The sequence below is a fragment of the Bartonella sp. AP331QHHD genome (assembly GCF_042195905.1).
Taxonomy (GTDB): Bacteria; Pseudomonadota; Alphaproteobacteria; order Rhizobiales; family Rhizobiaceae; genus Bartonella.
On sequence record NZ_JBHIPG010000019.1, the window covers coordinates 51,862 to 64,477 of the forward strand.

Below are 12,616 nucleotides of genomic sequence, written 5' to 3' on the forward strand. Positions count from 1 at the left end.
CATTTTGATTGAGATAGCTTGCAGAGCACATATCAATTTTCAAAAGTTTTATTTTAGCATCATACACAATAACCTAGCTATTTAGCGTGTATAATGTAAAGCTTCGGCTCCGCTTAAAACAATGAAATTCATTCACACTTTTACAAAAATCTATCACTATAACACCAGCACTTTATTGCTCTATCCATAATTTTACGCTTGCTAAAAAACTTATAAATGTAACAATGTTTTTATCAAGCATTTGAAATTCTTTAATCTTTAAACAAAATGAATTTGAAAGATACCCTTCAATTTTTCAACAAACTTCACTAATATTCTCGTTAATTGAGTTTTTTTATAGTTTTCCTGAAAGAGTCCGCGGTCATAAAAAAATTCTCTTACAACATAAATATCTCTATTGAAATGTTTGATCTCTTCTTGTCTATCTTTCATATAAAAAAATTAAAATTTTAACGATTAATCTCATTATATAAAAATAGCTCTGTGAATAAATGCTCTGATGACATTAATATTTTTTCTGTAGTGTATAATGTGGGAGTGAGGGTATTGTTTGATTTCTACAAGAGTATTTTTATGGATATCAATTCTATTATTCTATGCTAATAATCCGGTACAGTTATACATATGATAGAGTTTACTCCATGAATTATCGGCATATTTATCATGCTGGCAATTTTGCTGATGTTTTTAAACACATTATTGTCACTCGCATTGTAGAATATCTCAAACGCAAAGAAAAAGCTTTTCGCGTTATAGATACGCATGCTGGAATCGGTATTTATGACCTTTCTTCTTTAGAAGCACATAAAACAGGAGAGTGTCGCGAAGGTGTCCAACGACTTTTTTCAACTCCTATCCCAGAAGATTTAAGAACACTCCTTTGTCCATGGTGTGATATCATTGATGCCCTCAATAAAGGGGAAAAAGAAATTGTATTTTATCCTGGATCTCCTGTTCTTATTCGTCAATTATTACGGAAACAAGATCGCCTCACCGCAATAGAATTGCACAATGAAGATTATCATATTTTAGCAAAAAACTTTGCAGGAGATTATCAAACAAAAGTTCTGCATTTAGATGGTTGGCTTTCCTTAAATGCTCATGTACCACCAAAAGAAAAACGTGGTTTTATCCTTGTTGACCCTCCCTTTGAAAAAACTGGAGAGTTTTCCCGCCTTATTGATGGATTAACGAAAGCCTATCGTCGCTTTTCTGGAGGAATCTACGCTTTATGGTATCCTGTTAAATATGACAAAGAAATTGAAAGTTTTCTTCACGCGCTTTATCAAACCGGAATTCCTAAGATTCTACAGCTTGAAATGCGTATCCGAAAAAGTTCAAGTCCACCGACAATGAATGGAAGTGGTATGATTATTATTAACCCTCCCTACCTTTTGGAAGAAGAAATGAAAAAACTCAGCCCCTTTCTTATCAACCGTCTGGGACAAGATGAAAATGCCCAAATAACGCATAAGTGGCTTCAAAAAGAACATCTGTTATGTTAGATCTTTCTCTGATATTTTTTCTAAATCAAATATCATGTTGTAAAATACAAAGGCATTAAATGATAAAGTTCTTTGATTCTTTGGATAATACCAACATATTATAATGGTAAGCTAATAACGATCAGCGTGAATTAATTTTTTTCCTTTTAGAAAGTCTATCCTCTTAATCATCATGGATTTCTTATTTCAATCATTTTAATGGATAAATTGGGCAAATTCATAAAGCTGTCTTAGAATAACAACTCTCATATTTTTTATGAAAGATCGGCTCTCTAAAATCATACTCTTATGTTATAAGATATTATTTATAGAAAAAAATTATAAAGACATAAATAATCATTATTTAATAAAAAAGAATATTTCATATATTAAACAAACAACATATTCGTAACAAACGGAATGGTCCTGAAAAATAATACAAATTGTCCGCAAAATGAACGGGAAAAACTTTCTTTTCTCTCTAATGTTACATGGCATAATGCCAATCAAAGCAATGAGAAAAATCAGTTCCAAGGTATCAAATTCATACAAGAGTTTGTTAGACACCTTCCGCATAAGCCAGGGGTTTACCGGATGATTGGTGAAAATGGTGATATTCTTTATGTTGGCAAAGCCCGTAATCTCAAAAAACGTGTTTCAAACTATACACGTGAACAAGGACACAATAATCGTATTACCCGCATGATTCGTGCAACATATCATATGGAATTTATCGTCACCCATACAGAAACAGAAGCACTCCTTTTAGAAGCCAATCTCATCAAAAGATTGCATCCACATTTTAATGTACTCCTGCGTGATGATAAAAGTTTCCCTTATATTATGATTACAGATGATCATCGAGTGCCTGCACTTTACAAACATCGTGGTGCTCGAACACGAAAAGCTCACTATTTTGGTCCTTTTGCTTCTGCTGGTGCAGTGACACAAACAGTTCATGTTTTACAACGCGCCTTTTTATTACGAACCTGTACTGATTCAGTTTTTGAAAACCGTACACGCCCCTGTTTGCTTTATCAAATTAAGCGATGTTCTGCACCTTGTACTCATGAAATTAGTGACAGTGATTATAAAGAACTGGTGAAAGGAGCAAAAGCGTTCCTTTCGGGAAAAGATCAATCTATTAAAAGCGATATGGTTCAAGCTATGCATAAAGCCGCAGAAAATCTTGATTTTGAACAAGCAGCTTCCTATCGTGACCGCTTATCAGCCCTTTCTCACATACAAAGCCATCAAGGTATTAATCCTCAAACGATAAAAGAAGCGGATGTATTTGCAATTGCGCAAAAAGAAGGAATGACCTGTATTCAAGTGTTCTTTTTTCGCATGGGGCAAAATTGGGGAAACCGTGCCTATTTTCCTAAAGCAGATCCCTCTTTTTCCCGCACTGAAATTTTAGCGAGTTTTCTTGCCCAATTTTACGATGATAAACCACTTCCCAAAAGCATCCTTTTATCTGAAGAAATTGAAGAAAAGGCACTTCTTACAGAAGCATTTAGTCTCAAAGCAAACCACAAAGTATCCCTCTCTTTACCTAAACAAGGTGAACGGAAAACTCTTGTTAATCGTGCCTATCTCAATGCTCATGAAGCACTTGAACATAAGCTTTCTGAAACAGCCACCCATACAAAATTGCTTCAAGGTCTTGCTAAAACATTCCAACTACCTTTTCCTCCACACCGGATAGAAGTCTATGACAATTCTCATATCATGGGAACAAATGCTGTAGGGGCTATGATTGTTGCTGGTCAAATGGGATTTATTAAAAATCAATATCGAAAATTCAACATTCGCTCAACAGATATCACGCCTGGCGATGATTTTGGCATGATGAAAGAAGTGATTAAACGAAGATTTTCACGCCTTATCAAAGAGCATGATCTGCCAAATAGAAGTCATAACATAAAAGATGATGATCTTTTTCCCATTTGGCCTGACCTTATCTTAATCGATGGTGGTGAAGGACAAATCAACAGCGTACATGCAATACTTGCTGAATTACAATTAAATGATCTCTTCACAGTTGTTGGAATCGCCAAAGGTGTTGACCGTCATGCGGGACGTGAACGATTTTTTATAAAAGGTATTCCCCCCTTTACACTTCCTCCACGTGATCCTATCCTCTATTTTTTGCAACGTCTGCGTGATGAAGCACACCGTTTTGCGATTGGAACTCATAGGATAAAACGAAAAAAAGCAACATTCAAAAACCCACTTGATGAAATCGAAAATATCGGTCCGACAAGAAAGCGTGCATTGCTTCATCATTTTGGAAGTGCCAAAGCTGTTGCTAGTGCCTCATTTGAAGATTTAAAAAAAGTTACGGGAATCTCTATGACAATTGCACAAAAAATTTATAACCATTTTCATGAAAAATAGGCTTGTTTCATAACCTTCGCCTTGTTACGTTTAGGAAATATATTCTCTTTCACAAGAATTAAAAATGGCTCCATGAAAAATCATACTTTTTCTTTTCCAAATATTTTAACTTATGCACGAATTGTTGCAGTCCCAATGGTTGTTGCATGCTTTTTTTTAGAAGGGCGACTACAATCAAGTGATATCACTCGCTGGATTGCTGTTTCTATTTTTATCGTTGCATCCATTACTGACTTTCTTGACGGTTACCTTGCTCGTATTTGGGAACAAACATCCAATATTGGTCGCATGTTAGATCCAATCGCCGATAAACTTCTCGTCTCTGCTTGTTTGCTCTTGCTTGCCGCAGACAGTACCATCGCTGGGTGGACTCTATGGGCAGCTATTATCATTCTTTGCAGAGAAATTCTTGTATCAGGATTACGTGAATATTTGGCGGAGTTAAAAGTTAGTGTTCCTGTCTCTCGTCTTGCAAAATGGAAAACTTTTGTACAGATGATCGCTATTGTATTTCTTTTAGCTGGACCAGCCGGTAATAAAATTTTCCCTTACACAGTAGAGTTTGGCATTACTATGCTGTGGATTTCTGCCCTCCTTACATTGTGGACAGGGTGGGATTATTTTCGTGCAGGTTTAAAACACGTTATCCTATGAATAGTATGGAATTTTATAATGATGATTTATCTTTTTGTACTTAAATAAGAGATGAGAATAGCATAAGATTGATTTATTTTTATTAATGATAGATCAATAAAATGCTTTTTTGCACATTACAAATAAGGGGGACGTATAGATAAAAGCTATTCAAAAAAGAGTAAATAGCCTTTATATTTTCGTAAAAGCAGCTGCAATATTAAAAGCTAAAAAAACGATTAATGCTCCATATGCTTTCAAAAAAATCTATAATCTCATAAGCAAAAAACCGAAATATAGTGTTTCGGATTTTTGCTTCTTATATACGCTTTATTATTATAAACGCTTTATTAACCAACAATTTCTACCTCAGGAAACCAAAAGGCGATTTCTGTTTTTGCCGTTTCAGCACTATCGGATCCATGGACAGAATTTTCGCCAATCGATAAAGCATGAACCTTACGAATTGTCCCTTCTTCTGCATCACTAGGATTCGTAGCCCCCATTACTTCACGGTTTTTAGCTATTGCATTTTCACCTTCCAAAACTTGTACAACGGTTGGACCAGAAGACATGAATTCAACCAATTCACTAAAAAAAGGACGTTCTTTATGAACAGCATAAAATTTTTCAGCCTCACGTTTGCTCATCCAGACACGTTTAGACGCAATAACACGTAGCTCCGCATCCTCAAGCATTTTAGTAATTGCGCCAGTCAAATTACGACGGGTTGCGTCTGGTTTAATCATCGAAAAAGTACGCTCTAAAGCCATTTAACCACCTTTATTTCATTTATAATATTCTCTAGCCATTTCTATAGCGAGCAAGGAACCCTTTGCCAAGTGACTCTGCAAAAATCTACACAAATTCTCAAAAACATAGAATAAATTATAAAGAAAACTTTAATAAAAATACCTGCAATTGCTCATCCCATCATAAAGATACGCTACAGAATCTCAATAAATATTGAATCTTCTTTCATAATCTTAAATGCTTCCTATCAAAATTATCATTGAGATCAATTAAAAAATAACCATATCGTTAGAAACGATAGCGTACACCTAAAATACCCTGAAAGGACTGTTTTGTTTTACGCCCTTTAATATAATGGGCCTCACCATATAACTTTAACTTCTCACTCACTAAACTGCTTAAACCTATTCCTAATTTACCTGCATTCCCCGATAAGTCAGTGGTAAATGGATGGCGTTGATTAATTAACGTTTGATTGTCATCTTTATTCTCACGCAACCATGCTGCTGTAATATACGCAAGCGATGAGGAATCCATGTGAAAACCAAATTCATATCCTAAAGATAAGCCAACCTCACTGCGTAATGAAGTGAATGGACGCATGTCACCTGTCATGTCATTCGATAACTTGATTTCTTTACCCTCAACTTGTAACCATGTAAATTGTCCATAAGGCTGTAACCAACTGTTCTTTGACGTCTTAAGTCGATAACCAGCTTCAAAGGAAGTTCCCAATGCCCTTTGAGTATATGTTCCTTCAATCTCTAAACCATTCGTTGAAACGGCTTTTAGAGTATTTTGATAATGATTGTATTTTAAAATACCATCGAGATACCATCCACTATGATCAAAATAAGTGACATAAACACCAATACCATAAGTATTGATTCCACTGTTACCCCCCCGTGCATGCGCAACACGGGCACGATCATAACTGCCAAAACCACCTATATAAAATTCTCCATTTTCCCACTCGCTTAAACCATTGATCCCCAAAACGATACCGGTCTGATCCAGTTTAAAATCTATATGCTCTGTAACAACACTCTCTTTAGATTTAATCGCATAGGTCCATAAAGCCGTATTCTTTTTACTTTTATCTAGAATTCCTCTTCCCGCACGTACGGTTTGCATTTCATTGTGAAAAATCATCGCTGGAGCCACAGACATAGACAATACCGCATCTGTAGAGGGAGTGGTCAAAAAGTGAGAAACTGAAAGTTTCTCACTCAATTGTGGAAAAGGTTGTTCTTTATGAACTGGACGCACAATCATTTGATCGGCTAAAGATTGAGAAGAGGTTGAAACAGCAGTTTGTTGTTTTTCATCAGAAAAAGGATGAAGACCTGATGGAGGTAACGCTACAAGAGTCTGATTTTCTTGAGAGGGAGATACAGAAACACTAGAGACATTCTGTGCCCCTCTTAAATGACGTGGAGGACGTTGCTTGGGCATCTCTTTTTTAGTAGGTGAACGAAGACTGGTGTTTTTCTCTCCAGAAGAGGCGGCTTGATCAGACTGTGTACCACTCCTTGCAGATAATGGAAGAGGAGTCTTCGCTTTCTTATTCACACACTGTACCTCAGTATCCGAACGTCCCATATCTTCAGAAGCTCTAGATAAATACCAAATTGTAGAATGACCACTAGAATCAGCACATCTTTCTCTCTTCAGCAAGCGATACTGATAGGTTCCACCATCAACAGCTGTAATGTCCGTCCCCGAAAGGTCTGCCAGAGTAAAATTAGCACCTCCCTCTTGGCTTTTATCGGTAATTAAATTGACTCCGCTAACTAAACCATTCCTTTGTAGGAGAGAATCTGTAATTTCCCGACCAGAATCTGTAACACTTACTTTGTGGTTACCGGCACCATTATCGATCAACAAATAATCGCTATTATAATCTCCCATAGCATTTATATTAAAACGAAAATGTAAATCCCCTGAAAGTTTCTCAACATGAAGCGAAATATGTCGTGGATCATACGGAATAGAAGTAAAAGTAACAGTCCCTCCATTACCACCTAAATCTTTAATTTTAATCTGAGGTTTATGCTGGGTATCCCGTTCACCAATCTCAAATATTATTTCATCAGGTTTTATTATTTCATCAGTTTTTCTTTCTATAGGAATGCTTTTCTTGGTGATATGGTTTGTTGAATCACCTGCAAACAAATAAAGTTCTCCATGATGATTAACCCTTACTTCCCCAACGACTTCTTTTACACCAACATGTAGCCACGATTTGGCAAAATCCGTAATTGTTAAAGTATCTACAAATCCTATAGGATATACAACTTGAGTAGCTCGATCCTTCAAAGTAGTTTTCACCGATTCTCCTAACGCTAAGACATGCTGTCTCCCATTCCCAGAGACCTCAGCATACATTGATTTTCCCCCCTCTTTTCTTTGTCCTGCATAAAGATTTTGTTCTCCGTTATCTCCCACTTTCGTATACCAAGTCTCTGCCCCATCATACACATTCTGCTGCCCTATTGCTCCATCTCCACCAGTAACTGTGGAATTATATGCACTACTTCGTCTAACCACGAGTGTAAGATCAATATTTGGCTCTTCATGAATAAACTGCTGACCTCCCAAAATTTTGGCGCTCATTGCAATTCCTGCTCGTGTAACTATTTGCATCCCTCCTTTTTTAATAGTGGACCCCACGGAAGTTTTTCCATTCTCAACAAGCTCTACATCACCATATTCAATCGTAATATTATTTTTGAAAAAACTAGCAATCAGTTCTAAATTTTTTTCTTCCTCTTCTCTATTTCCCACATCTGTTGCTCTTGTTAGCACTCTATTCCTACTCTCAACTACACTTGCAGATTGCAAAAGACAACTACTGATCATCAATACTGAAAAACTTAATTTGTATTTATACCGCATTATCCACACTCCACTCTCAATTATTTAGAAAAATACCCCGCGACTACATAGATAGCTCATTTTAGATTGTATCATAATGTGTTTTATTTATGTCTAAATACAATTTTTTAGTGTATTTTTTTAATTTAAACAACTTAAAGTTGTTTATCTATAAACCACTAAAAAACTCTAACTTAAGGCAGAAAAATTGAATAAAATTCAAAATGTTCACTTAAGTTAAAGGAATAATTTGCATATCTGGAATTATAGATGAAAAAAATGCTCGTGCCCTTTAATGGGGCCCCCTCTTCACGTAAAACAAAACGCCATTGGGTTGTACATTCACTCACTTGTTTTAAAGAGACATCTCTCAATGCACTCAAGCCCATTTCGCAACGTCATCCATGAATGATATACCGGTAAAGCCATTGCCCCCCTATCTTTACGCTTATGAAGAAGCGGGCCGATATCATCATACACTTTGCCATCCCAATGTTGTGACAGCCCTTGACACTAGAGACGATTCATCAGAGACATTTTTACTTCTTTTTTGTATAGTTTTTATACACACCTTCATCCCGCTTGCGATGTGCCAAGCGAATAATTTTGATTGATTCAACATAAACAGATTTGGAATGAGAGAATCCTATGATTTTCGCGACTCTTATTCAACACGCATAGAAATGAATTATTATTATAAATTCAGTATGTTGCCTTTAAAAGAGAGAGTATAAAGACATTCCTACTATTTGAGAAAGTCCCTACACTCTCGAGAAGACATAGCCGAACGTTATCTGTTTAAGTTTGCAAAACAATTACATTTGTAAAGTTAATCAGCCATGCACACATATTTAGAAACTATAGCGTAATCCTAAAATACCTTGAAGAGCATTCTTAATCTTATGTCCTTTTAGATAATGTGCTTCCGCATAAAGTGTTAGTTTATCATTGACCGAACCGTTTAAACCAATTCCCAATTTACCCGCACTGCCTGATAAATCTGTAATAAATTTATACTGGTTATTAATTGTCGTATAATTATTATTTATATTCTCACGCAACCAAGCTGCCATAATGTAAGCTGTTAATGAAGTTTCTGAACTCACAAAAAATTCATGTCCTGCAGTCAATCCAACTTCACTGCGGAATGAAGTTAATGGGCTTAGATCACCTATCATTCCATTGGAAAGTTTTATTCTTTTACCTTCAACCTGCAAACCTGTTAGCTTGATATAAGGCTGCATCCAAGTATTCTGTGCCGGTTCAAAATAACAACCAATCTCAAATGATCCACCTATCGCCCACTGATTGTAATGACTTTGAATGGCTAAACCATTCGTTGATATGGCTTTCAAATTATCTCGGTAATAATTATATTTCAAAACACCATCCATATACCATCCACGATGATCAAAATAAGTTGCGTAAGTTCCAATACTATAAGAGCTCAAATTGCTGTCACCACCTCGTGCATGAGAAATACGTGCTTGATCATAACTCCCAAAACCACCAACATACAACTCTCCATGCCCTAATTCACTCAACTGATCAGCACCAAAGACTAAACCTGTCTGCCCAAGTTTAAAGTGTGTATGGCCTGTCGCAACACGTTCTCTGCTCTTAATCCCATAAGTCCATAGTTCGATATCTTTCTTATTTCTGTCCCAAATTTTTCTACCATTCCGTATAATTTGCAACTCATTATTAAAAATAAGCCCAGGAACTACGGACAACGTTAACACTGCATCGGTAGAGGGGGTTGTTGATGTTTCTCCAGGAAAAAAAGGATTTGTCGGATCTGGCATAGAAGGTTCTGGTCCACTGAGGCGGTCTGCCGATAAAAACCAAACTTTTCCATTTTCATCCTTTCTTTCTTTCAAATCATACATATAAGTTCCACCATCAATGGCGTTAATTTTTTCACCCTTAAGATCTGTCAGCGTAAAATGCGCTCCACCACTTTGATCCGTAATTAAATCACGCTTATTTGAAAAAGGATCCGTGATTTCAACGCCAGAATCAGCAACACTTATTGTATGTTTCCCAGCGCCTTTCTCAACCAAGAGATAATCACCACGGTTATGGGCAATCGTAGTATTGAACGCGAAATGTAAATTTCCTGAAAGATTATTCACATGAAGCTGAGAATAATATGGATCAGAACCTGTAAACGAAAAAATAATACTCCCTTCACCACTTAATTTTTGTATCAAAGAACTTTTTCCATCAAACTCATCAGTAATAGAGTATAGTTTTGTATCTTTTCCATTTAAAATAATATCTTCTACTGTGGTGCGTTGTTGATCATTCCCAGCATAAAGATGGATCTGCCCAGAATGGTTTACCTGTGTCTTGCCTTCTAATGTTGCTCCAGCATGCACCCATGATTTTGTTTGATCATTCATTGTTAGATTTTTTACAGATCCATCAGTATATATTTCCTGAATAGCACTCTCATTTAAAGTGACTCCAATAGCCTGACCGCCTTTTAAGATACGCTGTTTACCACCACCAAAAACTTCTGTGTCAAATGCAAAACCACCATTTTTTGCACTTTGAGACTTTTGTCCAACCTCTTGGACACCCCCTTGCATAACTTTTGTATTCCAAACTTTTCCGCCATCATATACTTTTTGTTGGCCTAGTGTTTCATCTTGACCATAAATGATAGTATGAGAAGCACTACTGCCTTTAATCTCTCCTCCAATATCCCCCTCGCCGAAAATAAGCTGCTCACCGCCATAAATTTTAGTCCCCTCTACTTTCCCTCCATTTCCAACACTTTGGTGCCCGCCTTCTTTAACAACAGCATTTTTCGAAAAACCTTGTTTTCCTTTTAAAGCCTGAACATTTTCAATTCCACCATGTTCAATTTTACTATTCTCACTGAGTCCTCCTGCATACACATAAAGCTCTGCACCATTCCTTACAGTGTTATTAATGGATCGCCCTGGACTATCAATCTCACCATCATTTGAAATGTATGCTTTACCTTCATTATCAAGGATATAATTTTCTAATATTGCCCCATCTTTAATGGAAATAAGTTCAGGCTTTTTAAGAAACGCAGTATTTTGTTCTTGTGCATTATATCCAGCATTGTCACGATGACTGCTGTCAAGCTCCTGTTGACTCGCAAACACTCTAGCACCCTTATCCATGATAAAATCGCTAGGCTTTTTCAAAAAGTCTAATTCATTGCGCGTTCTTACCATGACATCATTAGAGGCTCCAAGTATGCATCTGCCTGTTTTCATATCCTCATTGTATTGATCTTGAAATACTTTATCATTTTCATAACTTGAAGATTGACAAAAAAGTGCTGTTCCCCCCTCATTTGCAGCAGCAGCTTGCACAAAACAGCTGCTCAACATGAGTATCCAACAATGTCGTTTCCATTTATATTGTAGAGCCATATCCTCCCCCCTTCACGCCTGCATAGACACTAAACGTAATTAGCTCTACAAAATATATTTTCAACCTTAGATTGCAACAATCCTTCTTAAAAATCCTCCTTATCTCATAAAAAACCGCTCTTTATAGTTTTTAAATACTTTTTTGATCAAGAATATAAGAGCGCTCTTATAGTGCTTCTTTAGCATTTTCTCGGAGTTTTCTTATCAAAGATAAAAAGTAATGCATAATCAAGTATATAAGGGTATACAGTTTATCATGAACAACGAAGCTGCGTGCTCTGAAAAATTGTTCTCTGAACCTTTAATTAAAGACCTTTAAAAACAATCATATATTTAAAGATAACTAAAAAATAACCATATATTTAGAAACTATAGCGTACACCTATAATTCCCTGAAGGGACTGTTTTGTTTTACGCCCTTTAATATAATGGGCCTCACCATATAACTTTAACTTCTCACTCACTAAACTGCTTAAACCTATTCCTAATTTACCTGCATTCCCTGATAAGTCCGTGGTAAATGAATGCCGTTGATTAATTAACGTTTGATTGTCATCTTTATTCTCACGCAACCATGCTGCTATAATATACGCAAGCGATGAGGAATCCATGTGAAAACCAAATTCATATCCTAAAGATAAACCAACCTCACTGCGTAATGAAGTGAATGGACGCATGTCACCTGTCATGTCATTCGATAACTTGATTTCTTTACCCTCAACTTGCAACCATGTAAATTGTCCATAAGGCTGCAACCAACTGTTCTTTGACGTCTTAAGTCGATAACCTGCTTCAAAGGAGGCGCCCAGCGCCCATTGCCTATAACTTCCTTCAATCCCTAAACCATTCGTTGAAACTGCCTTTAGAGTATTTTGATAATGATTGTATTTTAAAATACCATCGAGATACCATCCACTATGATCCAAATAAGTGACATAAGCGCCAATACCATAAGTATTGATACCACTGATGCCCCCCCGTGCATGCGCAACACGGGCACGATCATAACTGCCAAAACCACCTATATAAAATTCTCCATTTTCCCACTCGCTT

7 protein-coding genes are annotated in these 12,616 nt (G+C 36.5%); 3 read left to right on the top strand and 4 right to left on the bottom strand.

The window, feature by feature from the left end:
- Positions 1–641: 641 nt before the first annotated feature.
- The 3 genes from ACFIMS_RS02140 to pgsA all read left to right on the top strand — a co-directional run bounded on the left by ACFIMS_RS02140 (position 642) and on the right by pgsA (position 4,538).
- On the top strand, positions 642–1,505 hold the full coding sequence (locus ACFIMS_RS02140) for a 23S rRNA (adenine(2030)-N(6))-methyltransferase RlmJ (RefSeq protein WP_375612916.1): 864 nt from the start codon (positions 642–644) through the stop codon (positions 1,503–1,505).
- A 399-nt stretch (positions 1,506–1,904) separates the two neighbouring features.
- Complete coding sequence (gene uvrC / locus ACFIMS_RS02145) at positions 1,905–3,884, top strand: excinuclease ABC subunit UvrC (RefSeq protein ID WP_375638105.1); 1,980 nt, start codon at positions 1,905–1,907, stop codon at positions 3,882–3,884.
- 72 nt (positions 3,885–3,956) lie between these two features.
- Entirely contained in the window at positions 3,957–4,538 is a 582-nt protein-coding gene (pgsA, locus tag ACFIMS_RS02150; protein WP_273723320.1) for a CDP-diacylglycerol--glycerol-3-phosphate 3-phosphatidyltransferase, read from the top strand.
- Positions 4,539–4,867: 329 nt separating this feature from the next.
- Here the strand turns inward: pgsA and ndk are convergent, their stop codons facing one another.
- The 4 genes from ndk to ACFIMS_RS02170 form a co-directional block, all read right to left on the bottom strand.
- On the bottom strand, positions 4,868–5,290 hold the full coding sequence (gene ndk, locus ACFIMS_RS02155) for a nucleoside-diphosphate kinase (protein WP_375612918.1): 423 nt from the start codon (positions 5,288–5,290) through the stop codon (positions 4,868–4,870).
- Between the two features lie 268 nt (positions 5,291–5,558).
- Positions 5,559–8,168, bottom strand: coding sequence for a BafA family autotransporter (bafA, locus tag ACFIMS_RS02160; protein WP_375681185.1), 2,610 nt, complete (start codon positions 8,166–8,168; stop codon positions 5,559–5,561).
- A gap of 830 nt (positions 8,169–8,998) precedes the next feature.
- Positions 8,999–11,563, bottom strand: a complete 2,565-nt coding sequence (bafA, locus tag ACFIMS_RS02165) for a BafA family autotransporter (RefSeq protein WP_375681184.1) — start codon at positions 11,561–11,563, stop codon at positions 8,999–9,001.
- 362 nt (positions 11,564–11,925) lie between these two features.
- On the bottom strand, positions 11,926–12,616 hold a 691-nt coding region (locus ACFIMS_RS02170; protein ID WP_375696337.1), incomplete at its 5' end, for an autotransporter outer membrane beta-barrel domain-containing protein.